28 protein-coding genes and 2 pseudogenes are annotated in these 25,264 nt (G+C 51.6%); 8 read left to right on the forward strand and 22 right to left on the reverse strand.

Annotation, left to right across the window (positions count from 1 at the left end; all coding sequences use genetic code 11):
• The first annotated feature begins 28 nt into the window (after positions 1-28).
• A complete protein-coding gene (locus MKQ70_RS10175; protein WP_248070429.1) occupies positions 29-922 on the forward strand; it encodes an NAD(P)/FAD-dependent oxidoreductase in 894 nt (297 codons plus the stop codon).
• Here MKQ70_RS10175 and MKQ70_RS10180 read toward each other — a convergent pair.
• Together MKQ70_RS10180 and map are read right to left on the reverse strand one after the other, a co-directional pair.
• Positions 891-1,322 (reverse strand): ExbD/TolR family protein, encoded by a 432-nt coding sequence (locus MKQ70_RS10180; RefSeq protein ID WP_248070431.1) that lies wholly within the window; start codon positions 1,320-1,322, stop codon positions 891-893. The two genes, MKQ70_RS10175 and MKQ70_RS10180, sit on opposite strands and share 32 nt — an antisense overlap.
• Before the next feature lie 51 nt (positions 1,323-1,373).
• A complete protein-coding gene (map, locus tag MKQ70_RS10185; RefSeq protein ID WP_282456350.1) occupies positions 1,374-2,138 on the reverse strand; it encodes a type I methionyl aminopeptidase in 765 nt (254 codons plus the stop codon).
• Between the two features lie 68 nt (positions 2,139-2,206).
• Between map and MKQ70_RS10190 the strand changes: the two are divergent.
• The 5 genes and pseudogenes from MKQ70_RS10190 to MKQ70_RS10210 all read left to right on the forward strand — a co-directional run bounded on the left by MKQ70_RS10190 (position 2,207) and on the right by MKQ70_RS10210 (position 8,296).
• Positions 2,207-3,252: pseudogene (locus MKQ70_RS10190) on the forward strand (LLM class flavin-dependent oxidoreductase).
• Entirely contained in the window at positions 3,249-4,484 is a 1,236-nt protein-coding gene (locus MKQ70_RS10195; RefSeq protein ID WP_248070437.1) for a voltage-gated chloride channel family protein, read from the forward strand. Before MKQ70_RS10190 ends, MKQ70_RS10195 begins: the two are co-directional and overlap by 4 nt.
• A 71-nt stretch (positions 4,485-4,555) precedes the next feature.
• Positions 4,556-5,248: an HAD family hydrolase gene (locus MKQ70_RS10200; protein ID WP_248070438.1), complete on the forward strand. Its 693-nt coding sequence runs from the start codon at positions 4,556-4,558 to the stop codon at positions 5,246-5,248.
• A gap of 86 nt (positions 5,249-5,334) precedes the next feature.
• A complete protein-coding gene (gene dinB, locus MKQ70_RS10205) occupies positions 5,335-6,408 on the forward strand; it encodes a DNA polymerase IV (protein ID WP_248070440.1) in 1,074 nt (357 codons plus the stop codon).
• Between the two features lie 545 nt (positions 6,409-6,953).
• Positions 6,954-8,296: pseudogene (locus tag MKQ70_RS10210) on the forward strand (O-acetylhomoserine aminocarboxypropyltransferase/cysteine synthase family protein).
• Between the two features lie 58 nt (positions 8,297-8,354).
• On the opposite strand, the gene MKQ70_RS10215 reads toward MKQ70_RS10210, so the two are convergent.
• The 4 genes from MKQ70_RS10215 to MKQ70_RS10230 form a co-directional block, all read right to left on the reverse strand.
• A complete protein-coding gene (locus MKQ70_RS10215) occupies positions 8,355-9,161 on the reverse strand; it encodes a PAS domain-containing protein (RefSeq protein ID WP_248070442.1) in 807 nt (268 codons plus the stop codon).
• A 54-nt stretch (positions 9,162-9,215) separates the two neighbouring features.
• Positions 9,216-9,662: an alpha/beta fold hydrolase gene (locus MKQ70_RS41130; RefSeq protein WP_248070444.1), complete on the reverse strand. Its 447-nt coding sequence runs from the start codon at positions 9,660-9,662 to the stop codon at positions 9,216-9,218.
• Positions 9,663-9,753: 91 nt separating this feature from the next.
• Positions 9,754-10,020 (reverse strand): alpha/beta fold hydrolase, encoded by a 267-nt coding sequence (locus MKQ70_RS10225; protein WP_248070445.1) that lies wholly within the window; start codon positions 10,018-10,020, stop codon positions 9,754-9,756.
• A gap of 224 nt (positions 10,021-10,244) precedes the next feature.
• Complete coding sequence (locus tag MKQ70_RS10230; RefSeq protein ID WP_248070447.1) at positions 10,245-10,382, reverse strand: hypothetical protein; 138 nt, start codon at positions 10,380-10,382, stop codon at positions 10,245-10,247.
• Between the two features lie 224 nt (positions 10,383-10,606).
• On the opposite strand from MKQ70_RS10230, the gene MKQ70_RS10235 reads away from it, so the two are divergent.
• Positions 10,607-11,083, forward strand: a complete 477-nt coding sequence (locus MKQ70_RS10235) for an SRPBCC family protein (protein WP_248070449.1) — start codon at positions 10,607-10,609, stop codon at positions 11,081-11,083.
• On the opposite strand, the gene MKQ70_RS10240 is transcribed toward MKQ70_RS10235, so the two are convergent.
• The 7 genes from MKQ70_RS10240 to MKQ70_RS10270 form a co-directional block, all read right to left on the reverse strand.
• Positions 11,072-11,548, reverse strand: a complete 477-nt coding sequence (locus MKQ70_RS10240) for a hypothetical protein (RefSeq protein ID WP_248070450.1) — start codon at positions 11,546-11,548, stop codon at positions 11,072-11,074. The genes MKQ70_RS10235 and MKQ70_RS10240 overlap by 12 nt on opposite strands.
• Positions 11,549-11,654: 106 nt before the next feature.
• The gene (locus MKQ70_RS10245) at positions 11,655-11,933 is read right to left on the reverse strand and encodes an SRPBCC domain-containing protein (RefSeq protein ID WP_248070452.1); all 279 of its coding nucleotides are present in this window, start codon (positions 11,931-11,933) and stop codon (positions 11,655-11,657) included.
• A gap of 9 nt (positions 11,934-11,942) precedes the next feature.
• Positions 11,943-13,130, reverse strand: a complete 1,188-nt coding sequence (locus MKQ70_RS10250; RefSeq protein ID WP_248070454.1) for an NRAMP family divalent metal transporter — start codon at positions 13,128-13,130, stop codon at positions 11,943-11,945.
• Entirely contained in the window at positions 13,127-13,867 is a 741-nt protein-coding gene (locus tag MKQ70_RS10255; protein ID WP_248070456.1) for a 5-oxoprolinase subunit PxpA, read from the reverse strand. Before MKQ70_RS10255 ends, MKQ70_RS10250 begins: the two co-directional genes overlap by 4 nt.
• Positions 13,854-14,846 (reverse strand): 5-oxoprolinase subunit C family protein, encoded by a 993-nt coding sequence (locus MKQ70_RS10260; protein ID WP_248070458.1) that lies wholly within the window; start codon positions 14,844-14,846, stop codon positions 13,854-13,856. The genes MKQ70_RS10255 and MKQ70_RS10260 overlap by 14 nt, the downstream gene beginning before the upstream one ends.
• Positions 14,843-15,556, reverse strand: coding sequence for a 5-oxoprolinase subunit PxpB (gene pxpB / locus MKQ70_RS10265; RefSeq protein WP_248070459.1), 714 nt, complete (start codon positions 15,554-15,556; stop codon positions 14,843-14,845). Before pxpB ends, MKQ70_RS10260 begins: the two co-directional genes overlap by 4 nt.
• A gap of 82 nt (positions 15,557-15,638) precedes the next feature.
• Positions 15,639-16,457: an N-acetylmuramoyl-L-alanine amidase gene (locus MKQ70_RS10270; protein WP_248070461.1), complete on the reverse strand. Its 819-nt coding sequence runs from the start codon at positions 16,455-16,457 to the stop codon at positions 15,639-15,641.
• A gap of 50 nt (positions 16,458-16,507) precedes the next feature.
• Here MKQ70_RS10270 and MKQ70_RS10275 point away from each other — a divergent pair, with 50 nt between their 5' ends.
• Positions 16,508-16,936, forward strand: coding sequence for an SRPBCC family protein (locus MKQ70_RS10275; protein ID WP_248070462.1), 429 nt, complete (start codon positions 16,508-16,510; stop codon positions 16,934-16,936).
• Here MKQ70_RS10275 and MKQ70_RS10280 read toward each other — a convergent pair.
• The 9 genes from MKQ70_RS10280 to MKQ70_RS10315 all read right to left on the reverse strand — a co-directional run bounded on the left by MKQ70_RS10280 (position 16,933) and on the right by MKQ70_RS10315 (position 25,152).
• Positions 16,933-17,499 (reverse strand): HPP family protein, encoded by a 567-nt coding sequence (locus tag MKQ70_RS10280; RefSeq protein ID WP_248070464.1) that lies wholly within the window; start codon positions 17,497-17,499, stop codon positions 16,933-16,935. The genes MKQ70_RS10275 and MKQ70_RS10280 overlap by 4 nt on opposite strands.
• A gap of 42 nt (positions 17,500-17,541) precedes the next feature.
• On the reverse strand, positions 17,542-17,997 hold the full coding sequence (locus MKQ70_RS10285; protein WP_248070466.1) for a DUF4268 domain-containing protein: 456 nt from the start codon (positions 17,995-17,997) through the stop codon (positions 17,542-17,544).
• Positions 17,998-18,012: 15 nt separating this feature from the next.
• The gene (locus MKQ70_RS10290) at positions 18,013-19,731 is read right to left on the reverse strand and encodes an alpha-L-rhamnosidase-related protein (protein ID WP_248070468.1); all 1,719 of its coding nucleotides are present in this window, start codon (positions 19,729-19,731) and stop codon (positions 18,013-18,015) included.
• Between the two features lie 24 nt (positions 19,732-19,755).
• The gene (locus tag MKQ70_RS38160) at positions 19,756-19,887 is read right to left on the reverse strand and encodes a hypothetical protein (RefSeq protein WP_282456355.1); all 132 of its coding nucleotides are present in this window, start codon (positions 19,885-19,887) and stop codon (positions 19,756-19,758) included.
• Between the two features lie 5 nt (positions 19,888-19,892).
• Positions 19,893-20,162 (reverse strand): glycosylhydrolase-like jelly roll fold domain-containing protein, encoded by a 270-nt coding sequence (locus MKQ70_RS10295; RefSeq protein ID WP_248070470.1) that lies wholly within the window; start codon positions 20,160-20,162, stop codon positions 19,893-19,895.
• Positions 20,150-23,002, reverse strand: a complete 2,853-nt coding sequence (locus MKQ70_RS10300) for a glycosyl hydrolase (RefSeq protein WP_248070471.1) — start codon at positions 23,000-23,002, stop codon at positions 20,150-20,152. The genes MKQ70_RS10295 and MKQ70_RS10300 overlap by 13 nt, the downstream gene beginning before the upstream one ends.
• Positions 23,003-23,111: 109 nt before the next feature.
• Positions 23,112-23,999, reverse strand: a complete 888-nt coding sequence (locus MKQ70_RS10305) for an FGGY-family carbohydrate kinase (protein WP_248070473.1) — start codon at positions 23,997-23,999, stop codon at positions 23,112-23,114.
• Positions 23,996-24,427 (reverse strand): acetate and sugar kinases/Hsc70/actin family protein, encoded by a 432-nt coding sequence (locus MKQ70_RS10310; protein ID WP_248070475.1) that lies wholly within the window; start codon positions 24,425-24,427, stop codon positions 23,996-23,998. Before MKQ70_RS10310 ends, MKQ70_RS10305 begins: the two co-directional genes overlap by 4 nt.
• Positions 24,428-24,510: 83 nt before the next feature.
• Positions 24,511-25,152 carry a hypothetical protein gene (locus tag MKQ70_RS10315; RefSeq protein WP_248070477.1) on the reverse strand — a complete coding sequence of 214 codons (642 nt, stop codon included), beginning with the start codon at positions 25,150-25,152 and terminating at the stop codon, positions 24,511-24,513.
• Between the last annotated feature and the right edge of the window lie 112 nt (positions 25,153-25,264).

The raw sequence follows: 25,264 nt of genomic DNA on the forward strand, positions 1-25,264 counted from the left end.
TATTGCATTTTGTCTTATCTTTGGCATTATGCAACAATACGACGTGATTATCGTAGGCGGCAGTTATGCCGGCCTTTCCGGCGCCATGGCCCTTGGCCGCTCTCTGCGGACTACATTGGTCATAGATGGTGGCGATCCCTGTAATAAACAAACGCCCCATTCTCATAATTTCATTACCCATGATGGCGATACGCCCGCCGAAATTGCGCAACTGGCGCGGAAGCAGGTAGCGGCTTACCCTACCGTGAGCTTTCTGCAGGGCAATGTAACGGATGTAAAGCCCGGCTTTATTGTTACAACGGCCGACGGTCAGCAATTTCAGGCAAAGAAGCTATTATTCGCCACAGGCATCAGGGATATGATGCCCGATAACATTAAAGGCATTGCCGAGTGCTGGGGAATTACGGTGATCCATTGCCCCTACTGCCACGGTTACGAAGTGCGCGGGCAGGCAACCGGCATCATGGCCAACGGCGATATGGCTTTTGAATTCGCCAAACTGATCAACAACCTGACAAAAAAGCTGACCCTATTTACGAACGGCCCGAGCACCATCGATCCGGAAAAGGAAGCGAAGCTGAAAGCCCGTGGCATCCACATCAACCCGAAGGCAATAGCGGAAGTGGTACACGAGCAGGGAAAGATAAGCAGCATTGTGTTCAAAGACGGCAGCAGCGAGCCTTTGCAGGCACTGTATGCGAAACTGCCTTTTGAGCAGAAAACGAAGCTCCCGGAGCAGCTTGGCTGTTCTTTGGATGAGCACGGGTTTATTATAGTGGACGGATTTTCCAAGACGAATGTGCCGGGGATTTATGCGGCAGGGGATAATACCACGATGTTCCGCAGCGTGGCGAATGCTATAGCTATGGGCAACAAGGCCGGGGCGATGATTAATAAGGAGTTGGTGGATGATACATTTTAGCACTTACTATTAAGTCGACTTTATGCACGCCTGCGGCCTTTAGCGTTTGCATGACCTTGTGGATGTGCTTGAACGAAGTGCGTGCATCCGCCCTTATACAAAAACGGCTATTTTTCGACGCGTTCGCCAGCCAGGGATACAAATCCTGCGGGAGCGGCTTAAATGCCCGTTCATCGAGCGCGGGCTGCAACCAGCAGCGGCCATAGCGGTCAATGGAGATGTACATTTCATGAGCGCTTCCACCACCATGGCTTTGCGCCACCGCGTATTGAATATCGATGGTGCTAAGCGGCTTCCATTTGCTGCCCATCATCATAAACATTACTACAAGAAAGGCCATATCGGCCATAGGCGCCAGATCAATCTGTACTTGCCGTCTTATTAGAAGCGAGCGGGGCATCTTAAGAAACATTTTCCTTAAGATGCCCCGCTTCGTTATTTCCATATAAGTTTAGTTCCAGATGCCGTTACTTTCCGTCAGGATGATCGGCCTGCCGTCGGTTACCACGATCGTATGCTCATGTTGCGCCACGAAGCTGTTGTCGCGGGCCTTGAGCGTCCAGCCATCGGATTGCGTGTAGGCATAGCTGGCGTTGGTGGAAATGAAGGTTTCGATAGCCACCACACTGTTCTTCTTAAAACGTTCGCGGTTAAAGCGATCGTAGAAGCAGGCAATTTCATGCGGTTCTTCGTGCAGGGCGCGCCCTACACCATGTCCCGTCAGGTTTTTGATTACCCGGTAACCGGCTTTACGGGCCTCATTTTCGATGAGCCTGCCAATTTCGGCAATACGCACGCCACCGCGTATATGATGGATCGCTTTGTGCAAAATCAGCTTGGAAGTATCTACCAGTTTGCTGTGTTGATGAATATCCTCTCCCAGTATAAAAGAGCCGCCATTATCGGCCCAGAAACCGCCCAGCTCCGCAGAAACATCTACATTTATAAGGTCGCCTTCCTGCAAAATTGTTTTGTCGGAGGGCATGCCATGCGCAATTTCATTATTAACACTGATACACGTCCAGCCCGGAAAACCGTATGTTAACCTGGGCGCGGAGCGGGCGCCGTATTGTTGAAGCAGCGTGCCGCCGTATTCGTCGAGTTCTTTGGTAGTCATACCCGGACGGGCGTACGCGCGCATCTGGCTAAGGGTTTTTCCGACCGCATCGCTAATCTTCTGCATTCCCAGTAATTCTTCCTGCGTTGATATGGACATAAGCTAATGGATTAGGCTCCGAAGATAGTAAATATCCTCCTTTCCAGCTAAAGACCAGCGTAAGCGGAATGTTATTAAATTTACAACTGAAAACAGATACAGTGGGAAAGCATCAACTTAAACTCAGTGTTCTTGACCAGTCTATCGTCCGGAAAGGCGGCACGGCAAAACAGGCACTGGAAGAAACGATCATCACGGCGAAACGTGCGGAAGAATTAGGCTATCATCGCTTCTGGGTGTCGGAGCATCATGGCAGCAGCTCCATTGCGGGTTCTGCGCCGGAACTGTTAATGGTGAAGCTGGCCGACGAAACAACGTCTATCCGCATCGGGTCGGGCGGCATCATGTTACCGAATCACAGCGCGTTGAAGGTAGCGGAGAATTTCCGCATGCTCGAAACGCTTTTTCCCGGCCGCATTGACCTGGGAATGGGCCGTGCGCCGGGGGCGATCGTATTCATGCGGCGCTTCTCAATCCCTCTAACGACTTTGCGGAAAATAGTTACCTGGAACAGCTGGAGCACCTGCAACACTATTTCCGCGATTCCGCTAAAACACAATATGGACCCGTATTGGCCGTGCCACAGGCAGCAACTGTTCCCGCACAATGGATATTGAGCTCCAGCGGCGACAGTGCCCGCATTGCCGCCAGGTTTGGGATGGGATTGGCCATCGCAAAATTTATTAATGGTCAGGCCCCGCCAGAGATCGTTGATATATACCGCAACAAATTCAAAGGTTCTGAGCGCTTTCCGGAGCCGCATGCAATTTTGTCGATTACGGTGCTGTGTGGCGAAACGGAGCAGATAGCCCATGAGATGCGCGCGCAGACGGACTATCGTCTTTTACAATTTGAAAAAGGCAATTTTGAGCAGCCCGGTGGTTACGATTCGATTAAAGACGTGGTGTACTCGCCGGAAGAACAGGCACGTATCCGACATAACCGCCACCGCATGATCGCCGGCACGAAAGACCAGGTGAAAGAGCAGCTGCAGGCGCTTGCCGATGCGTTTGATGTAGACGAAATTGTAGTGGCCACGATGACATATTCTTTTGAACAACGCCTTCGCTCCTTTGAGTTGCTGGCAGAAGCATTTGACTTACCTACTTCATGAAAAAAGCCACTTCGTTACTTTTCCATCTTATAAAATGGACTTTACTATCCATTCCCATTGCAATGCTGGCCGGTTCGCTGGTCGCGCTTTTTCTCTGGCTGCTCGACGAAGCAACTACCCTTCGCCTGCAACAACCGTGGCTACTGTATCTGCTGCCATTAGCAGGCATTGGCATCCACTTCCTGTATAAGAAATCAGGTAAGAATGCGGAAGCCGGTAACAACCTGGTGCTTGAAGAAATACACCAGCCCGGCGCCGGTGTGCCCGCCCGTATGGCGCCTTTAGTATTGGCCACGACCGTCATCACCCACCTGTTCGGCGGCTCGGCGGGGCGTGAAGGTACTGCGGTACAAATTGGCGGCAGCATGGCCGACTGGCTCTCCCGCCTCATCAAACTGACCGCGGAAGACCGCCGTATTTTACTGATGTGCGGTATTGCCGCCGGCTTTGGTGCGGTATTCGGAACTCCACTGACCGGCGCGGTGTTCGCCATGGAAGTACTGGCCATTGGCGCCATGCGCTACGATGCACTGGTGCCATGTTTAGCGGCCAGCGTATTCGCCGATCTCGTTTGCTCCGAGTGGGGCATCCATCATACCCAATACCAGATTGCCACACCTTTTATCAAAGACCTCAGCCTGGCGGGCTTCCTGCTGCTCGGCAAAGTGATCATCGCAGGGGTAAGCTCAGGTCTCGCGGCGCGATTGTTTTCCATATCCATGCACACGGTGAAAAAACTGGCGGTCCAGTATATTCGTCCGGCCTGGCTAGCGCCGGGAGTTGGCGGCGTGATCGTAATTGCTTTATGCTGGGTTCTCGGCACGCGGGACTATATTGGCCTTGGCGTAACCGGCAACATCAGTATCACCGCGGCTTTCCATGAGGGCGGCGCGGAAACTTTCAGCTGGCTCTGGAAACTCATTTTCACCGTAATTACCCTCGCCATGGGTTTTAAAGGCGGTGAAGTAACACCCTTGTTTTTCATTGGCGCCACTTTAGGCAATACGATCGCTTTGCTGATGGGCGCCCCGGTAGATCTTTTTGCCGGCCTGTGTTTCATCGCCGTATTTGCCGGGGCGACCAACACCCCGATCGCCTGTACGTTGATGGGCGCGGAATTGTTCGGCACCCAGCACATCCTGTTCTTTGCAGTAGCCTGTTTTACCGCGTACTACTTTAGCGGACAGTCGGGCATTTACACCGCACAACGGACAGCACTGCCCAAACTGTAGCTTTCGTACTGCGGTGCGCAAACGAAAATGTTTACTATTTTTGTGAACCCCAATTTTAGAAAAGAACGATTATGATTAAAGTAATAGCATTCGACGCAGACGATACATTATGGGTAAATGAGCCCTACTTCCAGGAAACCGAATACAAATTATGCGCCCTGTTGGAGGACTATCTTCCGCATCACTCCATAGAACGCGAACTGTTGCAGACGGAGATCGCCAACCTGAAGCTGTATGGCTATGGGATCAAAGCATTTATCCTGTCAATGATCGAAACAGCGATCCGTGTGAGCGATGGCCGTGCACCCATTACCGTTGTGCAACAAATCATGGATTTTGGGAAGGAAATGCTGCAAAAGCCTGTAGAATTACTGGACGGCATTGAGGACACGCTTAAAGCACTGAAGGGCAATTACCGCCTGGTAGTAGCTACAAAGGGCGATCTGCTGGACCAGGAACGCAAATTGAAAAAGTCGGGCCTGGAGCATTATTTCCATCACATCGAAATCATGTCGGATAAACAGGAAGCCGATTACTTAAAACTGATCCGTCACCTCGATATTAAACCCGAAGAATTTCTCATGATCGGCAACTCGCTGAAGTCCGACGTACTGCCCGTACTGGGTATTGGCGGCCATGGGATCCATATCCCCTATCACATTACCTGGGAAATCGAACGGGTGGATGTGGTGGTAGAACACGAGAACTTCCGCTCCTGCGCAACGATTATGGAAGTTTTACCTTTACTCTCCGGCGTTTCGTAAAACGCCTGTCGATACGGCAAACTAAAGACCGGCGTTGAAATACACCGGTCTTTTTTATGCATCAAATGATTAGCTAACTTCGCGCTATGCATCGCAAGATCATCCATATTGACATGGACGCATTCTACGCCTCCGTAGAGCAGCGCGACAACCCGGAATACCGCGGCAAACCCATCGTGGTCGGTGGTTCGCCGGATGGCCGGGGCGGCGTGGTGGCGACGGCCAGTTATGAGGCGCGGAAGTTTGGTATCCGGTCGGCGATGCCTTCGAAAAGAGCGGTGCAGTTATGTCCACATGTTATTTTTGTGCGCCCGCGTTTTGCAGCCTACAAAGAAGTGTCGCAACAGGTACGCGAGATTTTCCGGCGTTACACCGATTTAATTGAGCCACTGTCGCTCGATGAAGCATATCTCGACGTGACAAAAAACAAGCGCAATATGACGTCCGCCATTGCGATCGCGCAGGAAATACGGGCGGCGATCAGGGAAGAGTTGCAGCTCACCGCTTCCGCCGGCGTTTCGATTAATAAATTCGTGGCGAAGATAGCGTCAGACATGAATAAGCCCGATGGGCTTACATTCATTGATCCTGCACAGATCGAAACCTTCATGGAGCAACTGCCGGTAGAAAAGTTCTTTGGCGTAGGCAAGGTGACGGCGGACAAAATGAACCGGATGCAGCTCTTCACCGGCGCGGATCTGAAGAAGCTGACCGAAGATGAATTATCGCGCTACTTCGGTAAAACAGGCCGCTTCTTTTTCCGCATCGTGCGGGGCATCGACGACCGCGAAGTACAGCCGCACCGCGAAACAAAGTCGCTCGGCGCCGAGGACACGTTCGCGTACGACTTAACGGACCAGGACGACATGAACGCCGAGCTGGACAAAATTGCCCGCACGGTGTTCGACCGCCTGCAACGTTATGGGCTAAAGGGCCGTACAGTCACCCTTAAAGTGAAGTACGCCGACTTCCGGCAGATCACGCGCAATCACTCCTTCTTCTCCCCCATTGGTGACCTGGACACGATCGCCGCAACCGCCAAAGACCTGTTGGCAAAAACGGGCCTGGAGGACGTCAAAATCCGCTTACTGGGCATTACCCTGTCCAACTTCGGAGAAGGCCCGTCTAAGCCGGAAACAGGCCAGTTATCGCTTTTTTAGGGGCGATCAGCACTCCTTCCCTGACCGGCTATCCGCTTTTCCTCATTAACAATCCACCGCTGTAAAGCCCGTAAATTGCCGGGATCGCCTGAGGCTGTAAAAACGCCCCGTTATGCCATTACACAAGTAATTGATCCTTATACGATTGTAAGAGGAAGGTAACTAACTGTAACTAAAATATAGCTAAATAGCGCTAAAACACTGGGGTTTCAGTTAGGTTTTAGTTACGATCCTGTTAGGATCGTCTTAGGATCCATGCACCGTCCTCCGGCGTTGTTCAGTCGGCACGCGGTGACCGGAGGTTTACCGGCTTTACCCCGATTCCATCCCCGCTTTTTAGCGCATTCACCACAATTTTCGACAGCATTTGGCACCACTTCCCTCACCGGGACATCCTGCGCCGGAATTTTCGGATAATGATCCTGTTGCCGGGTGCGGCTGAAAAAGATCCGTCTGCCGGCTAAAATAAAGGGATAAAAATTTGGTGGGGAAGTATTAGTCTACTAATTTGGTAGAATTACACAACTTTTATAAATTCCGTTAACATGTCTACACACCAGCTTCATTTTGACACCCTGCAGGTGCATGCGGGACAAAGCCCCGACCCAGCTACGAATTCACGTGCAGTGCCTATTTACCAGACCTCTTCTTACGTTTTCAACAGTTCGGAACATGCGGCCAACCTGTTCGGGCTGCGGGAATTCGGTAACATTTACACCCGTATCATGAACCCGACTACAGATGCCTTTGAAAAACGTATCGCGGCGCTGGAAGGCGGTGTGGGTGCGGTGGCTGTGGGATCTGGTCAGGCTTCGCAGTTCCCGGCGCTGCACAACCTGCTGCTGCCCGGCGACAATTTCGTGACCTCGTCACACCTGTATGGCGGATCGTACAACCAGTTTAAGGTGTCGTTTAAACGCATTGGCATAGAAGCGCGGTTCGTGGACGTTGATCAGCCGGAGAATTTTGAGAAGGCGATCGACGAAAACACCAGGGCCCTGTACCTGGAAGCCATTGGCAACCCCGGGTTCAGCATACCGGACTTCGAGAAAATAGCCGCTATTGCTAAAAAGCATGATATTCCACTGGTTGTGGATAATACCTTTGGCGCGGCGGGGTACTTGTTCCGCCCTTTCGATCACGGTGCGAACATCGTGGTAGAATCAGCCACCAAGTGGATCGGCGGACATGGCAACAGTATCGGCGGCGTGATTGTCGATGGTGGTAATTTCAATTGGGGCAACGGCAAGTTCCCGCAATTCACCTCGCCTGACGAAGCGTATCACGGCATGAAATTCTGGGAGATATTCGGCAGCCACAGTCCGTTTGGCAATATCGCATACATCATTCGTCTTCGTGTAACAGGTTTACGTACCTGGGGGCCGTCACTGAGCCCTTTCAACTCTTTCCTGTTCCTGCAGGGGTGGAAACACTTTCCCTGCGTGTGCAGCGTACCGTAGACAATGCACTGCTGTTGGCCAAATGGCTGGAGCAACACCCGGAAGTATCTTATGTGAATTACCCGGGATTGGAAAGCAGCAAGTATCATGATCTTGCGAAACGCTATCTGCGTAATGGTTTCGGCGGTGTATTATCATTTAAGGTGAAGGGTGGAAAAGCAGTAGCGGATGCCCTGGTAAATAACCTTACGCTGATCAGCCACCTTGCGAACGTGGGCGATGCGAAAACGCTGATCATTCATCCGGCAACGACAACGCACGAGCAGCTTACCGAGCAGGAGCAGGTATCTGCAGGTGTTGAGCCGGGACTGTTGCGTATTTCCTTGGGTATTGAGCATATTGACGACATTAAACATGACCTGTCGCAGGCATTTGACAAAGCGTTGTTAGGCGCGGTGAAAGAGAATGGAGTCGGGGCGGGCGTGTAAGCTTGTATAATATAGTCTTATTTTCAGTTCGCAATCGTGAGATTGCGAACTTTTTATTTCATTTCCTCAAACAACCACACATTCCCCTGCCCCCTCTCACCTCCAGCGGCAACAAGCACACCCTATATTTCGCGGGCTCCGGTCCGCCGACATTCCAGATCCAGTTTTCGGGCACCAGTTCCGGGTTGTTAAATATCTCGGCGGCCCGTTCGTTTACTTCGTCGCGGTTTACGAGGCGTGACCGTAATGCTCCCATGGCGTCAGATAATTCCGATGGGGCGTATTCGCCTGTGTGATGCAGGCCCAGCAGGCGTGCCGCTTTATGATTCACCCAGCCCGGCATGCCATTGCCGTCGATAAATATCACGGCCTGTGGAATAACTTCCAGGATGGCAGCGAAACGATCACCGGTACGCTGCAGTGTGTTATGCGAATAGCCCTGGTTCAGGATGTCGTTGATGCGCGATTGCGCCAGGGTCACGAAATCACGGAAGCTCTCGCTGAACTCCTGAGGTCCGCTCCACCCGAATATCATCAGCCGGTGTTTGCCATTACACTCAATAGGCATGATTACCGCGGATGACAACGCCAATAGCAGGTGATCGAATACATTATTTTGCGGGATATCGCGCCAGAACACCAGTTCATTGCGGTGCTTCTCCATGAAGCCATCGAGGCGGCTTGGATTAAAAGCTAAATCCTCCAGGAATGATGGTGTAGCATTTTTGATACGGGCAGTATAGCTGTCCTCCATCACGATCTGCAATGTAAGATAAGCCGAAGTATTACCCCGCAGTAAATCCAGCACAAAAGGTATAAACAAATCACAGTCGTTCGAAATATCCCACTTGCTGGTATGGTCCATAAATAAAACTGCCTTACGCTCCCAATTGCTCACAGTACGGTTTTAGGATGAAATCTAGATAAAGTCGATGATGCCTTTGGCTACCGCATCCGGTGCGCACATATGCGGGAAGTGACCATTGGCATCTACCACCACCAACCGGCTGTCCGGGATGTGTTGATGCAGGTAGTCTCCCACCTGTAGCGGTACCGCTACATCTTCCCGCGTTTGCATCACGAGCGTGGGTACTTTGGTTTTCCCCAATTCCGTGCGGTAGTCGGATTCAAATATCACTTTCGCCACAAACAGGGCAATATCCGGCCGAATATCTGCTAAACTTGCGCCAAACTCCTGCACCAGGTCCGGCCGGTCGGGTGCAGCCATTACCATCGCGGAAAAACCCGCAGTCCATGCTTTATAATTTGCGCGCATCGTTTCGTAGAGGCCATCCAGTGCTTCCTGGTTAAAGCCGCCGATATAATTCGCCGCTTCATCATTCAGGTAACGTGGACTCGCGCCCACCAATATCATTTTTTGAAAAATTCAGGATAACGAATAGCAGTCAGCAGCCCTACCATACCGTTCATCGAATGCCCTACGTAGATCACATTTCTCAACCCCAGTTCGCGGAAAATATCCACCAGGTCGAGTACATATCCCTGCAAAGAACTATATTTCGCAACATTGAATGCCGACAAATCAGACTTGCCACCCCCATATTATCATACAACACAATGCGGTAATCTTTCTCAAAGTGAGGAAGCATGTAGTTAAACGCCTCCTGGCTGGAACCAAATCCATGGCCGAATACAATCGTTTCGGCCGCATCGGGATTACCCACGATATTGATATTGTTTTTCTTGATCACATTAATGGACATACAGTAGGTTTGGGTGAACATTGGTACGCTAAAGTAAAACATCTTTCTAAAAGATGAAAAACAAAGAAGGCCTGCCCGCATAACGGGTAGACCTTCTTTCTTTATACACTACTGCCGCCTGAGGCGCAGTACTTGCATGTTTTCGCTATCGCGTATCCATAATCAGCTCATGGCGTGTTGCATGGAATGCTGCGCGTTCTTTTCTGCGCGACGGTAATGTTTGTTCATTTTTTGAATGCATTGCGGGCGTTATCTTTTACTTCGCCGATTGCTGTGTCTACACGATCGCGGTTACGCATGTACAAAATTACGCCTGCCGCGGCGGCACCTAATACTGAAGCAGTGATTAATATGTTTTTCATGGCTAATAAGTTTGTTTGATGAGTAAAAAACAAGCGGCATGCCAAACTGTGTGAAATACTTTTCGTCATACTACGGATGAGCCACATCAAACGCGCGCCTATCTGACTGATTTTCTTCTATTTACACCGATTTTCCCGTAAACAAAATAATCAATCCATTTTAACACTTCTTTAGAATGCGCCGCGAAAACTATTGAAAGCAGTAGTATATTGCGGATAAAATTATGCTCATTGTCACGTACATATCGTCTACACGCCCGTCAACACCTGCCCATTTCGCTTACCGAAGCGTGGGCGTTTTCAGTAATCCCGGCAACCTGGCTAAAATCACCCCGCCATCGATGCGTTTTGTGGTGACGAGTGGCACGTCTGCCGCACCTATTTACCCGGGACAGATCATTGAATACACGATCCGGCCGTTGCTGGGCATAAAGATGTACTGGATGACGGAGATCACGCACGTGAAAGACGGGGTGTACTTTGTGGACGAGCAACGGTTTGGCCCTTATAGCCTGTGGCATCATCAACACCATTTCAGGGAAGTAGCGGGCGGTGTGGAAATGACGGACATCGTCCATTACCGCATCCCCTATGGCTGGATCGGCGACCTGGCGAATGCCTTGTTTGTAGGCAGGCAATTGCGCGAAGTTTTTGCCTTCCGGAAAACAGCCGTAGAACAGCTTTTTCCTTTAAACAGATAACTTTTCCAGCTCGCGGCGATAATCATATTGGAGGTCTTCGTGCTGTCCGTCGATTAGTTTCCCGATCTTTTTCAGCTGCGACGCATACAAGCTCATAATAGCAACGCTGTCGCGCATACGAATACCGGACGTTTTCACCTTCCGGCAGAAATACAGCAACAGCTCTATTTCCGCTGGTTTGGAAGCCGCGTAGCGAATATGCTTATTGGTGATGCGCAATATCTTCCGGAGATTCTTTTTCACAAAATATAATCCGGCGGTGGAGAGTTGGGAGAATTCCTCATCCATCATCGCTTTCACGGATTCCACGTATTGTTGTTCATCGTGGGCTTCAAACAGCAGGTAGGTGAGTAACTCCTTGTTTTCCTGCTTGTGCTTGGACAGCCGCACGCACAACTCTACAAGCCGGGCGTGCGGTACTTCCTGCAATTCTTTCTTCAGTTCGTTGACCGTAGCGGTTTTCATTACTCCTATTCGGTATAAAAGTCGATAAGTGAGCCGAAATAGGCATCGTTCCAGCCTTCCACGATGTCGTCGTAAGCTTCATCGGGAATGTTGGTATGTTTCAGTTCTACAGAAGTTCCTTTTTATGTGGATGCAGGATGATGGTAACGATCGAAGGCACTTCCTGTTCGCCGAAATACCACTCCTGCACTACTTTACGATCGTCTTCAAACTCGATATTACGTCCCGCGATGCTATCATCCCAGAGCGAAAACTCGGAGCCTGGTTCGGTGCTCATGATCGCAGGCTCCCCGCTCCAGAGGCGGATCGTCGCCGGGTTTGTCAGCGCTTTGTACACGTCTTCCGGCGGTGCGGCCAGTATGAAGTAATTTTTGTAATCTTTCATAACGCAAAACTAATGAATCCAGCCCGATAACCAGCCCTTAATTGTAACACCGCATAGCCAGCCCATGACCAACACTACAGCCCAGCCGGACACCTGCATCCACACCGGGTGTTTGTATACGCTCCGGACAACCGGCCGCGAAGCTGCAATCAGCATAACCGCCAGGGCCACTGGCAGGATCAATCCGTTTAATGCCCCCGCCATTACCAGCAGTTTCACGGGATTACCGACGGCTGTAAATACCAGGGTAGAGAACACGATAAAGGCCGAGATCAGCCATTTCTCGTACCGGGCTATTATAGGATGGAACGTCTTCATAAAAGAAACCGATGTATAAGCGGCGCCTACTACAGATGTGATGGCCGCACTCCAAAGCACCACGCCGAAAAATCGGTACCCTACCTCTCCTGCCGCGTGACGGAAAACGTCTGCCGCGGGATTACCGGCATTCAACACCGCTCCGGCCGTCACAACGCCCAAAGCTGCCAGGAATAAAAGGGTGCGCATCAAACCGGTAATTAAAATACCGCTAACGGCCGCGCGACTCACTACCGGTAACGATTCCTTTCCGCTGATACCGGCATCCAGCAGACGGTGTGCGCCGGCGAAACTAATGTATCCACCTACCGTACCGCCTACCAGGGTAATAATAGAATTGGCATCGATTTTCGAGGGCCAAACACTTTGTTGCAATGCCTCGGTGACCGGCGGATGTGAACTGACTGCGACGTACAGGGTGAGTACGATCATCAGGATACCCAGCCAGCGGGCAAAATGGTCCATCATTTTACCGGCTTCCTTCATCCAGAAAATCACCAGCGCCAATATGCCGCTAAGGATGGCGCCGTAATTAACGGGCATGCCAGACAACACGTTCATCCCTAAACCGCAGCCGCCGATATTGGCGATGTTGAAGGCAAGGCCGCCTATCACTACCAAGCCAGCCAATACATACCCTAAACCCGGGAGTAAATTATTAGATAAATCCTGCGCCCGTGTACCCGTCACCGTTAACACGCGCCAGATATTCAGCTGCGCGCCAATATCCAGTAATATCGATACAAGTATCACGAAACCGAAAGCGGCGGCGAGTTGTTGTGTGAACACGGTGGTTTGCGTAATGAAACCCGGGCCGATGGCCGAGGTAGCCATCAGGAATATTGCGCCGCCAATGGCGGATGCAGGCTGCTTTTTCAAGGGTAGCGGATAATTAGTTGGTGTTGAATAAATGATTGGTTGATTCGTTTTGCAAATGCAGCGGCATGCTCGCCATCGCCATGCAAGCATACCGTTTCTGCCAAAATGGGCACCAGTTCTCCTGTAATGGCATATACCTTACCCGTGGTCACCATCTGTAATGCCTGTTCCAGTGCCAGTTCTTCGCTTTTGATCACGGCGCCGGGCATACTGCGCGGCGTAAGTGAACCATCTTCGAGGTACGTACGGTCGGCAAATACTTCGGAAGCCGTGCCTAGACCAGCGGCCCGGGCTTCACTTATGAGGAAACTGCCGCTCAAGCCAAAGAGCCGCAGTTCGGCGTCTACCTCTTTGATAGCGGCAGCAATGATTACGGACATGTCGCGGGAGGCGGCGGCCATATTATACAACGCGCCATGCGGTTTCACGTGTCGAAGTTTAGCGCCCTGTTCTCGGCAGATGTGCTGTAAGGCATACACCTGCTGCGTTACCAGGTCGAACAGCTCGTTGCCTTCCAGTTGCTGGTTAGTGCGGCCGAAATTAGCCTTATCATTAAACCCGGGATGTGCGCCTACCGCCACGTCGTATTGCATGGCCAGGTCTACTGTGCGGCGCATGGTATCTTCATCGCCGGCATGAAATCCGCAAGCGATATTCGCGCTGCTGATGAAAGGTATGATGGCGGCATCATTACCGATGCCTTCTCCCAGATCGCAATTCAGATCAATATAAGTCATATGCTTGCCTCCACTTTTCCAGTTGTAATTTACAGGCATTTTCGAGCAAATGCAAACGTTGCGTTTGTTCGTGGTGAGCTGCTATGGCATCATTCACGCTTACTAATGTAAAGCGTAACGGCTGCGCAGGGCGGTGTTGCGCCAGCGATGGAAGATCCGCCGCGATCACATGCCCGATACGCGGATAACCGCCCGTGGTTTGATGGTCTGCCGTCAGGATGATCATTTGTCCGTCGGGCATCAGCTGTATCGCGCCGCGTGTAACACCCGACGACAGCAACTCCCCTTCTTTATAATGCTTTAACGCCACGCCTTCGAGCCGGTAGCCCATGCGGTCGCAGTGCCTTGTACAATCGAAGCTGTGATTAAACAATTGCTCCTGTTCACTTAGCAGCGTGAATTCACTTCCCGCAGTGATGCGCAGTTCCGTTGTGACATACATGTTCTGCGTATAGATCATCCGGGGCAATACCTTGAAGTCTTTACGGTCGAGCAACTTTGCGTAGTTGGCTTTCTGCTTCAGCGGCAACATGTCGTTCTTTTGTAATGCACGTCCGTGAAACCCGCCGGCTCCTGCTTTTAAATGGGTGGAGTAGCTGCCCATCCAGGGTTCGAGATCAAAGCCGCCGCGTACGGCCATGTAACAACGCGCGCCGGACACCGGCCCCTTGAAATACAGCAACGCCTGCGCAGCTACCAGCACCGGTTTGTTTAGCGGCAATACCCGTCCGTCTATCATCGCGGTGAAATCACCGCCGGATAAGGCGATGATAGCGCCGGATTCGAACAGGAAAGAGGATGTGGGGAAGTGCATTTCCAGCACCCCTTCGCCCGCCGGGTTGCCAACGAGGGCATTGGCTGCACGTACCGCAATGCGGTCCATGGCGCCGCCGGGATTGATGCCCAGGTGCTGGTATCCGTACCGGCCGAGATCCTGGATAGTATCCATCAGGCCGGGTTGTAGTACACGTATGCTCACGATTGCTTTTTAAGTTGATCAAATTCCCTGGCTGAAATGGGCACAAAGGTCACTTCGTCACCGGGCTGGCAAAAACTTGCCGGTTCCCGCGCCGCGTCAAACATACGGAGGGGTGTTTGACCGATGATGTTCCAGCCGCCGGGTGATGCCAGCGGGTAAATACCGGTTTGTGCGCCTGCAATGCCGACGCTGCCTGCCGGTACGAGGGGCCGTGGTTTCGATAACCTTGGCGCCACCAGCTGTTCGGCTACCGTTCCCATATACGGAAAACCTGGCAAAAAGCCCAACATGTACACGGTATATGACCGGCCGGTGTGCAGCGCGATCAGTTCCTCCACGCTCATCTCCTTTTGCCCGGCCAGCGCGGTAATATCAAGCCCGTATGCAGGATCGTAACACACTGGTATGTCGATCTGCCGGGCCGGGGTGGCGGTAATATTTTCAGTGCCGGATAATAATGCCGGCACCTGCAGGCTTACCCAGCCGGCCACGTCTTTGTCCAATTCCGCGTAAATGTAAAGCGCATCGTAGACGATGGTTAGCGAGGCGTAGGCGGGAATCAGGTCCCTTACCCAGCGGGGCGAGAGCTGTTGCAGGCGACGGAAAGCAGCCATTACGGCCGCGTTCACAGCGGGATCTATCCGTTGGGGCCAGTTCAGCAATAATGCGTTTTCGCCTTGTTGTATAATGTCGTATCCTAATGGTTGCACAAATTAAAAATACGAAATTCCTTGCCCGCTTCCTTCGCATTACCATTTTTAATAGATCGACCGCGAATTGGCCGTAGAATAGTTATTGTGATTGCTTCATGATGCTGTACAATACTTTCCTTTCCGCCTCACTCATTTGCGCCCCCTTCGTGGAATCGCCGGGCATAAACTTGCGACGGAACGCCTCCACGGCGCCGGTGCTGTCCTGTACATTATACCCCACGATACGTAACGCGGTCAGCGTTTCGAAGCTGGCTGGCAATGAAACGGCCGTTGTATCGTACCAAAGTCCAAAACCTTTTTCTGCTAAAGATTGCCAGGGGAAATAGACACTGGGATCTACTTTACGGCGGGGCGCGATATCGCCATGGCCGATGAAGTTGGCAGTGGGAATGTTATAGCGATGCTTCAACGTATCGAGCAGCACGAGTAAACTACGCACCTGCATAGGCGCAAAGGGTTCATTACCATTATTATCGAGTTCTATCCCAATGGAAGCAGAATTAATGTCGGTCATATTGCCCCATTTCGACAGGCCGCCGTGCCAGGCGCGGAGATAATCATTCAACATATGATGAATGACGCCATCGCGGCAGATCACGTAATGCGCGCTTACCTGCGTACGCGTTACCGTAAAAGTTTTCAACGTTTGATCGCAGGAGTTTTGCGCGGTGTGATGAATGATCACGAAGTTTGGTTTCCGCAAATTAAAATTTACCGTACCCGCCCACCAATTGGGCTGGTTGAGTGAATCTACGGGCACGGGCGAAGGCTGATTGCGTAAGTCGGCCGCGAGTGTTTTGGCCTGCTGCCGGTAAGCTTTATTCGTCGCTTTATACGGCTGCGGGGCGCAACCGGCCATCAACAAAAGGACAAAAAAGAGGAGGTTTATTTTTCTCATAAGCTTAAATATAGCATGTTATTTGTGTTGTTGACAGCAAATCCATGTTTATGTCAAACAAATTCACTGCCAAAGCTGCTATTGCGATCAATGCCACGCCGGATAAAGTATGGGAGGCCCTCACCGACCCCGATATGATCCGAGAATACCTGTTTGGCACCAATACGATCACCGACTGGCAGAAAGGAAGTCCTATTACTTACAAAGGAGAATGGAAGGGACAACCGTATGAGGACAAAGGCACCATCGTCGATATCGTACCCGAAAAACGATTGCATACGACGTACTTCAGTGGCATGTCGGGCAAAGAAGACATCCCCGAAAACTATGCAAATGTGATTTACGAAATTTCCGAACAGCAGGGAAAAACGGTGCTTACCATCACGCAGGATAACAATGCGGACGAAGCGTCCCGCAAACACTCCGAAGAAAACTGGAACACGGTGCTGGAAGGCCTGAAACAATTAGTAGAGGCCTAACGACGCCGGAACATCGGTTTAGTGGGATAACTACGGTGTTTGGTCGCGTTGTTAGCGACAAGCGCTACGGCTAACAGGATCAGTACACCCGTAAGCACCGGGCTTAATACATATAAAAATCCCAGCGATTCAATTCTTGGCGTACCCATATTGGCGATCAGCGCAGTTGCACCGCCGGGTGGATGGAGCGTTTTTGTGATCTGCATTGCCACGATGGATAAGGCAACGGCCAAAGCCCCGCCCAACCACAATTCCGTAGGAAATATCTTATGACAGATGACGCCGATGAGCGCGCTGATCACATGTCCGCCGATTAAGTTACGCGGCTGCGCGAGCGGGCTGTTGATCACGCCATAGATCAATACAGACGAAGCGCCGAAGGAACCTATCAGGAACAGGTTTTCGTTGGCGATCAAATATTTACTGTTAATTAAACCGATGAGCGCAATGCCGACGAAGGCGCCAATGAACGTAATGATGTGCTCTCTGGTGTCTACTAATGTTTCCCGGTATAAAATATATTTTACTTTACGGTAACTCCGCTTCAGCTGTTTAACAGGCATGTTTTGGTGGCAAATTTGTATCCGGGCGCAAAGTTAAATAATCTACCGCTCAAATCCACCCTTTACCATGCTCCAGAACTCATCCAGCGCTATGATCCGCTGTTTAAGGAACGAAATTACCGCTCCCCACTGCGTTTGATCAAAGATGTTTGCGGGTTTCAACTCCTTTTGGATAAGGCTGACAGCCTGCCCGTATTCATTATTTGCCGCCTCGTTCCACGCCCACGTTTCGCCAAGCGTTTCATGCAAAAAAGACTGCAATTGCAGTAATTGCTGAAAATACCGGCTGCGTGTCGCCTCGTCCGGATGGTCGATGGCAATTGCGATTACAGCGGTTTTGGTATCTGCCTCCATGGTAAAACGGATATGTTTGATACCGGTTTTGTAATTGATCCAGTTGATCTTTTCGCCATCTGCGGAAAGTATGGGCGACATGTATTTTCCAAAGCTGGTCCAGAATGCCTGTCGCAGCTGCGATGCTTCTTGCCGGGTGTACATAGCCGGCAAATGTAGTTATTCTGTTACAATCTTCACCTGCGCAGGCCCCTTCACTTCCGTTTTCACTTTGCCATTCGCCTGTTTTACGTGCTTAATACGCACGATCCCGTACGGCGTGGGGTAAGTTCCCTCCGCGAAGCTGAGGCTGCCCAGATGGGGTTTTATTTTGATGATTTTGCATCCTGGCGCCGCCACCTGCACGCCCAGCACATGTTCCGTGAGCCAGGGCGCCGGGCCGGAAGCCCATCCGTGACATAAGCTGTGACGGAATCCTTTGTAACAATAAGCGCCATAGTCGCCATGGATATCTTTTTTACCGGCGGGCACCAGCTCATCGATACGTGCTGCGTTGGGCAGCCACTCCATGTTGAAGTCTTCCCAGAAGGTAGTGGCGCCCATATCGAGCATAGCGCCCCAATAGGTGCGGATGTCGTTCATAGCGCCTTCGTAATCGCCGGCCATGGCTTTGGCCTGCAGCATATAGTAGCCGTAGAACGTAGAGTAATTTTTAACCCCGCCTTTCGCAATGATATCACTGTTCATTTTGGCGGCAGGCGCTAACCCGGACAATGCCAGCAGTGCAGCGGCCTGTTTGGACTGGCCCGGATCGGGCCGATACTGGCGCAAACGGGCAGCGGCGGATTTACAGGCGGCGGCAGTAGCTTTATCGCCCAGTGTTTCACTGAGCGATGCACCGGCGTCCATGCTCATGAGCAAAAGCGCCTGCAAGCCGGCATGCACTGCCTGCGGATCGTTGCTGGATGGCCAATCGAGGAAACGGGTACCGTCCAGGTTCTCTTTGTTATCGCTTCCTATTTTTGTGATAAGGTGCGCCAAAAGACCCTTCAGGTAAGGAGCTTGTGCGCGCAGGTAATCCAGGTCGCCGCTGTATTGGTACCAGTCGCGCTGAATAATTACCCACCAGATAGAGTAAGAGCCAATCCCGTTCATGTAGTTCGGTAACGGGGTAATATCACGCGTCAGGTCAAGGCTGGCCGGCACGAGATCGGGCGCACCGAAAACCGCGTTGATGGTAGCTACTTCAGGGTGCATGTCGCCGAGCCATACCAGCCGGTCGCGTTTAATACCATCCCACAAAAACTCCTGCATATTCAGGTGCACGGTGTAAGCGGCCGTTTGCCATATTTGGTTGAGCCTTTCATCGCTGCAACGGAAGGAGCCCTGGTAAGGCAAATTCCTGTAAACGCTGATGGCGCGTGCCTCTTTGAGCGGCAGTACATCCACTTCATCGATCACATCTATCCGCACAAAACGAAAACCGGTATTGCCTACTTCTATCTTGCCATACGAAGGCACTTCCACGATCATATCGCGCATCGCATGATCATTGGTGGCGTTTTGTACCGGTTCTATTTCCGACATCGTTTCGCTCACGGATTCGCCGAAACGCACCCGCAATTTTACGGGCCTGTTTTGGGGCGAAGCACCGGCGACAAGTTGCAGGCCGCCGTGCAGCTCTTTCCCGTAATCCAATACGACAAAAGACCCCGGTGACATGCGGCAAAGCGGCAGGCCCGACAGATCGGCCTGGCCATTACCTGCCTGTTGCAGTTTGGCGATATTGGAAATTTTGCCCTGTTGGGTAATCACTTTTACGGGAGACAAATAACTGCGCGTGAGCGGCGACACCTCGCCCTTAGGCGGCTGTGCGGCCACCGCTAACAGAAAAAGAAAAAAGTAAGGAACAATAACGGGATGCGCTTCATAGTACAAGATACCCTTTAATTTGATAAACAGTTAGTAGGCGATGCTCTCCAGTTTTACAGGGCCGAGTAGTCCGGCCGGCTGATATTTACTATCGGGTTTATACGGGTTCGCGTTCAACCATGTTTTACGGTCCTTTTCCGGCAGGCGGCTATCGCCGATCAACCTGTTTACCCGGTGTTCACCACTTCCACTTCGAGGCGGTTCTGCCCTTTCTTCAATGCGGCCGTCACCTCTGTGCGATAGGGTGCGGTCCACACGGAGCCGACCGCTACCCCATTCAATTTTACTTTCGCCATGACCATTACCTTTCCCAGGTTGATGTAAGCCCTGCCCCGCGGCAGTTCACCAACCGAAAACGTTGTTGTGTATACCGCGTTGCCGGAATAGTTTCTCACAAGCGAATCGGCATGCTGGCTCCAGTCGGTCAGCGATACCATTTCAATTGTTTTCGCCGGCCTCGTTTTTCGCGTTCGAACTTCACATCCCACGGCTCGCGCAATTCCACCACCGTATTTGGTGTAGGGAAATTGCTGCCGCTTCTGCCGTTGCCGGTAGCGGGTTTACGGAAAACAATAAATGCGCTTTCGTATCCCTCCAGCTTCAGCGGTACCATGGTACTTTTGCCTACTGCCGTGAATTCGGGCAACGTGCGCATCGTTCCACTTACCGCATCCCACAACTCGGGCTGCAGTCCGCTTACACGAAATTCCGGGTAGATAAAAACAGTTTCATTTGTTTGGTTCGTGAGGAAATACACATCGCCTTCCACCGTACTGCGGTGAGCGTACAATACATCTTTATTTTTAAGCGACACATCCGGCTTCAGTTGAATTTCCGCCAACGCTTCTTCCATGCTCATATTATTGAGCAGCCAGCCATTGCCGTATTTGCGTTTCTTCAACGAACGGTCGCTGCCCCATAGCTGGTATGCCAGTTTGCCGATCTGCTGGTCCGCCTGCGGATAGTGTTGCAAACTTGGAGAACTTTTGGGCGCAGGGCCGTATACTACTGCTCCCTGTTCCACCAGCTTCGCTATTTTCTGCAACAGCTCGGGCCGCATGGTCGTTAACTCCGGCAATACGAGCATACGATAGCTCACGCCTTCGGGCAGTACCAGCCGGCCATTTTTTACATTAAGCCGATGCAGGATCACGTCTGCGTTAATATAGTCGTAGCCGTAACCTGTGGGTAATTCCGGCACGCGAACACCCGTCATCTTCGGCGCATCTTCCCCGATGAAATAGGCGATATCGTTTACCGGGCGTCCCTGTTGCAATAAGTAATTGCATCGGCGGATATAATCGATGAACGCTTTGCCCTGCGTAAACCAGGTATTATGCCGGTTAAATTCCGTTCCAAACCATGCGTTGATGCCGGGCTGCCGAACATCATCGGGTTGAGAAATAAATACGTGTAATAAGGTATTGTTGATGCCTTCTGTAAATGACCAGTCGCCGCGTTTCTTCAACAGCGCGGGATAGCGGGCGAACGTTTCGCCGCCGGCAGTGAAAGACTCCGCGGCCACGATGTTTTTGCCATAGGTGTGTGCGGAGGACGATGCGGCTTTACATTCAATATTACCCAACTCCCCTTCATTCCAGAATTCGCCGCCAATTTCATCGGCCTGTCCGCCATACTTTAAAAATTCCGACGGGAAGCCCCAGTGGCCGTAGTTTTCAAGCCACAACTTTAAGCCATCTTTATGCGCTTGTTGCCTTAATCCGCCTACGTACTCGTACGCCACACGATCGGCCACCAGCCGTCGCAGGTCCCAGAGGAAACGGTTGCTTTCGTCGGCGGAATGGACGATGCGGCCGGTGAGGACGGGCAGCCAGGGTTGCGGATCATAGCCGTATTGTTGTTTAAAGGCCTTCGCCATATCGTCGGTCCAGTTTTGCGAGCCGGTTTCGTAGCTGTCTGCCACCACCCACTTCCAGGCTTTACGTTCGGCGGCGGGAATGCTTTTCCGAATTTGCCCGATGAAAGCTTCATAGTGCTGTTGTACGGGAACGCGGTTTATCTTATCGACTTCGAGCCCGGTACCTTCGGGCACTGCCGGTGCGTTGGTCACCTGGGTCGGCAACATGCCATAACGGAGCACGAGCCATTGGCCGGACGGAGCATCCCAGTTTAAACGGCCATCCTTATCAACATAAGCAGAAATATTCTTTACCTGGTTTGGGTTGATGACCAGTACACTGTCTTCCGGCTCTGCCTGTTGCGGCCATTGGTACTCCTTCCACAATGGCAAAGGCGTCTGGAACATCTTGGCCAGCTGCTTATCCTCGAACCATTCTATACGCGGCGCGGACAGCAGCTTAAACTCCGCGAAGGCTGTATTTCCCGAATTCTTCATCACCAGCCGAAACCGTTTAGCCTTTACAGCGGGAAACGCAATGCTTACCGGGGCATAGGGTTTGAAGCCTACATTACGTGCGGGATTGGTGCGATCGAACGTAAACGAAGTAACACTATCATAACCTTTACCGTTCTGCACCTGCAGCACAAAGTCGGCCCTTGCTGGGCGTTGCGCGGGGTATATCAGGAGGCTGCGTGCCGTATAGGCCTTCTCCACATCGATATCGATGATAACAGGACTGTTGTTGTACACCACTTCAATGTCCACGCCTTCCGTGGTATTGCCATCCATTAAACCATTGATATTTTTGATGGTGGCGTTGGAGCTGAGTTTCACGTTGTGTGACGCAATTTCGCCACGGTCACCAACGGGTACGGGCACCGCCAGGGTCACTACATCCCGGAAATGTTCACCGGGCGCGGGGATCACGGTATCCACATGTGTGCCGCCCTTCACCTGCAGTTCACTGTACCCGAGGTATCGCATGGATTGCCCCGGTTGCACCCAGGGGCCGCCGCTCTGGCTCCAGCCAGGACTGTTAAAAAGGCCGATATCAATGCCCAGGCGGCCGGCATGCCGTATCGCCGTTTTCGTTATATCGTACCACTCTTTCGAGAAGATTTTTACTTTACCATACGCGATCTCGTTGGCGCCCAAACCGATGTTGCCAATAAAAGCCCGGCCGATACCCACTTCCGCCATGGCATCCAGGTCTTTCTTTACGCCTTCGGCTGAAATATTGTCGTTCATCCAGTACCAATAAACACTTGGCTTAACACTATCCGGCGGCGTTACGAAGGATTGCTGCAATACCGTAGTAGTGGCAAATTTTGCCGGAGAAGATCGCTGTGCGGAAATGGCCATGGGAAACACGAGGGTGCTGATGCAGCTTAGGGCGACAATATTACGGGCTCTCATCGGTACAGTTAAAATTTAAAATAATTCATAATATTACGATCTTTCACTGGTAATACAAAGAAAGCCGGTAAACACAGCGGCTTACCGGCTTTTTCATCTTCAACAGATACTAGATAGCCGCGTTATGGGCCATCGCGTAGTATTTTAATTCAATCAAGTCGTTCGGCAAGGCCTTTCGGTTCCAGTGATGGTGAATCGCCAGTGCGGCGCCCATGGCTGTCGCCTGCGCCATCGACGCGGCAAAGATCTCCATCTCGGGAAACATCAGGGCCAACATGTTCATATAAATGCTGTTTTTCGAAAACCCGCCATCCACAAAAATGCGTTTCACTTTTGTGCCCTGCAATACCAGCTGCGTAGAGGCAAACTGGGCATCGGCAATATCAAGCATCAACTGGTGATAGGCCTCTATATCAGAACTAAAAGCACTTAAATCACGGTCGCCAAATGCGGTGATACCTTTGCCTTTGCGCAATTGCTGCTTTTGTCCGCGCAGTTTTGCCATGATCGCCGGGTCGTAATCCACCGACCGGTAGCGAATGCTGGGCTGGTTAAAATATTCGCCGATCCGTTTTACCTGTTGTTCATGCTCGTACCCTGCGAACAGCCGCGAAGCCTTTACCGGGTTTCGCTGGAAGGTCATATAACACAGGCAGTCCTGCGCCAGTTCGGCTTCCGTGAGCGGCGAGTGGTTAAAAGGGTTCATGCTGATGCACCAGGTACCGGTAGAAATCAGTATAAACGGCTCATGGAAGTTTACCAGGTAAGGGATGAGCGCCGCCGAACTATCGTGGAGTCCCGCGCCGATCGAGTAATTGTTACCGGGAAATACCGCCGGCATCACTTCATTCGACGCCACGAGCGGCGCCATTTTGTCGAGCAGCCCTTCTTTACCGAGCCATTCATGATAATCGTTCCGCTGAAAATCCCAGAGGTTCGTATGGCAGCCAATGCTGGTAATATCCGCCACGGGTACGCCCGCCAGCAGGTAACTCATATACTGGGGCAGGTGCAGTGCATACTTGACGGATTCGCACAATGCGGGCCGTTCGTACTTAAGGCGGTACAACTGCATGCCGGAATTAAGGCTGTCCAGCACCGGCGAAGCCGTTTGGGCAGAAAAGCGGGCTTCTCCCCATAGGTATTATAAAACTGTTCTTTAAGCGCTGCCGGGTAAGCTTTCAGGTAGTTGTAAAGCGGCGTAAGCGGCCGGCCATCTTCATCAATATACACCAGGCTGGCGCCGTAGGTAGAAAAGTTGATAGCCTTTACCTCTATATCCTTTCTTTTAAAGACTTCCCTTAAAGAGTCGAATACCGACAACCGGAGGCTCTCGAGGTTTTCGCAGGGATCGCCGTCCTCGTCGGTGGTCTCCGTGAAACGGGCCGTACGTTCAAACACGATCTTATACTGCTCATCAAACAAGAACAGCTTTTTGTTGGTTTTGCCAACGTCGAATATTGCTATTACCGGGTTCCCTGGTCATTCCATCCAATCGCTTTGCGCGACTACAACCCTGTAGCCACCGTTTTCAAGCCTCTCTCTTTGATGAGGTGTTCCCTTACTTTTTCGCCCCTGAATACGCCCAGCGGGTTCAATGCACCGCCGGCACGCAAACGCGCTTCGGCCACCAGTGCCCGCACATCTGTACGGAACGCCTGTTGCAGCACTTCCTGCGCGGCCGCTACATCGTTGTTTTCCTGCGCGTCCTGCAGTTTTTTACGGTCTACCAGCAGCGCCTGCGCATAAGAGATCATAATGGCTTCTACTGATTGCAGCAGGTCTTCCAGCGGATCTTTCACGTTGTGCGATGCGTCGATCATCCAGCCAAGATCAGTAGCGTGGTTCATGCCGCGCGCGTCCATACCTTCCACCAGTTCGTTGAAGATCAGGAACAGCTGGTAAGGCTTGATAGCGCCTACTGTCAGGTCATCGTCGCCGTACTTGGAGTCGTTAAAATGGAAACCGCCCAGCTTCTCTTCCATCAGCAATAACGAAACGATCTGTTCGATGTTCACGTTCGGATGATGGTGGCCAAGATCTACAAGGGTGTAGGCTTTCGGGCCGAGTTTGCTGGCGTAGAGGAATGACTGTCCCCAGTCGCCCACGGTGGTGGAGTAAAAGTTAGGTTCAAAGGCTTTATACTCCACGAACATTTTCCAATCGTTGGGCAGCGCTTATAAATTTCCTGCAAACCGCTCAACGTATTTTGAAATGCCTGGCGGAAGTTCAGCTGTCCAGGAAAGCAGGAGCCGTCGGAAA

Origin of the sequence: Chitinophaga sedimenti (assembly GCF_023156195.1) — a bacterium.
GTDB lineage: Bacteria > Bacteroidota > Bacteroidia > Chitinophagales > Chitinophagaceae > Chitinophaga > Chitinophaga sedimenti.

Bases quoted from the DNA above. Each gene is read 5' to 3' on its own strand.
- MKQ70_RS10230 (WP_248070447.1), bottom strand. From the start codon at position 10,382: ATGAAAAACATATTAATCACTGCTTCAGTATTAGGTGCCGCCGCGGCA.
- MKQ70_RS10305 (WP_248070473.1), bottom strand. From the start codon at position 23,999: ATGAGTTACCTGCTGGCGGGCGTACCCGTGGCGGATATTACCAGCATT.
- dinB (WP_248070440.1), top strand. From the start codon at position 5,335: ATGCATCGCAAGATCATCCATATTGACATGGACGCATTCTACGCCTCC.
- MKQ70_RS10275 (WP_248070462.1), top strand. From the start codon at position 16,508: ATGTCAAACAAATTCACTGCCAAAGCTGCTATTGCGATCAATGCCACG.
- MKQ70_RS10195 (WP_248070437.1), top strand. From the start codon at position 3,249: ATGAAAAAAGCCACTTCGTTACTTTTCCATCTTATAAAATGGACTTTA.
- MKQ70_RS10295 (WP_248070470.1), bottom strand. From the start codon at position 20,162: ATGGTATCGCTGACCGACTGGAGCCAGCATGCCGATTCGCTTGTGAGA.
- MKQ70_RS10280 (WP_248070464.1), bottom strand. From the start codon at position 17,499: ATGCCTGTTAAACAGCTGAAGCGGAGTTACCGTAAAGTAAAATATATT.
- MKQ70_RS10255 (WP_248070456.1), bottom strand. From the start codon at position 13,867: ATGACTTATATTGATCTGAATTGCGATCTGGGAGAAGGCATCGGTAAT.
- MKQ70_RS10240 (WP_248070450.1), bottom strand. From the start codon at position 11,548: ATGAAAACCGCTACGGTCAACGAACTGAAGAAAGAATTGCAGGAAGTA.
- MKQ70_RS10270 (WP_248070461.1), bottom strand. From the start codon at position 16,457: ATGAGAAAAATAAACCTCCTCTTTTTTGTCCTTTTGTTGATGGCCGGT.
- MKQ70_RS10200 (WP_248070438.1), top strand. From the start codon at position 4,556: ATGATTAAAGTAATAGCATTCGACGCAGACGATACATTATGGGTAAAT.
- MKQ70_RS10215 (WP_248070442.1), bottom strand. From the start codon at position 9,161: ATGGACCATACCAGCAAGTGGGATATTTCGAACGACTGTGATTTGTTT.
- MKQ70_RS10175 (WP_248070429.1), top strand. From the start codon at position 29: ATGCAACAATACGACGTGATTATCGTAGGCGGCAGTTATGCCGGCCTT.
- map (WP_282456350.1), bottom strand. From the start codon at position 2,138: ATGTCCATATCAACGCAGGAAGAATTACTGGGAATGCAGAAGATTAGC.
- MKQ70_RS10285 (WP_248070466.1), bottom strand. From the start codon at position 17,997: ATGTACACCCGGCAAGAAGCATCGCAGCTGCGACAGGCATTCTGGACC.
- MKQ70_RS10225 (WP_248070445.1), bottom strand. From the start codon at position 10,020: ATGTCCATTAATGTGATCAAGAAAAACAATATCAATATCGTGGGTAAT.
- MKQ70_RS10235 (WP_248070449.1), top strand. From the start codon at position 10,607: ATGCTCATTGTCACGTACATATCGTCTACACGCCCGTCAACACCTGCC.
- MKQ70_RS10245 (WP_248070452.1), bottom strand. From the start codon at position 11,933: ATGAAAGATTACAAAAATTACTTCATACTGGCCGCACCGCCGGAAGAC.
- MKQ70_RS10300 (WP_248070471.1), bottom strand. From the start codon at position 23,002: ATGAGAGCCCGTAATATTGTCGCCCTAAGCTGCATCAGCACCCTCGTG.
- MKQ70_RS10180 (WP_248070431.1), bottom strand. From the start codon at position 1,322: ATGCCCCGCTCGCTTCTAATAAGACGGCAAGTACAGATTGATCTGGCG.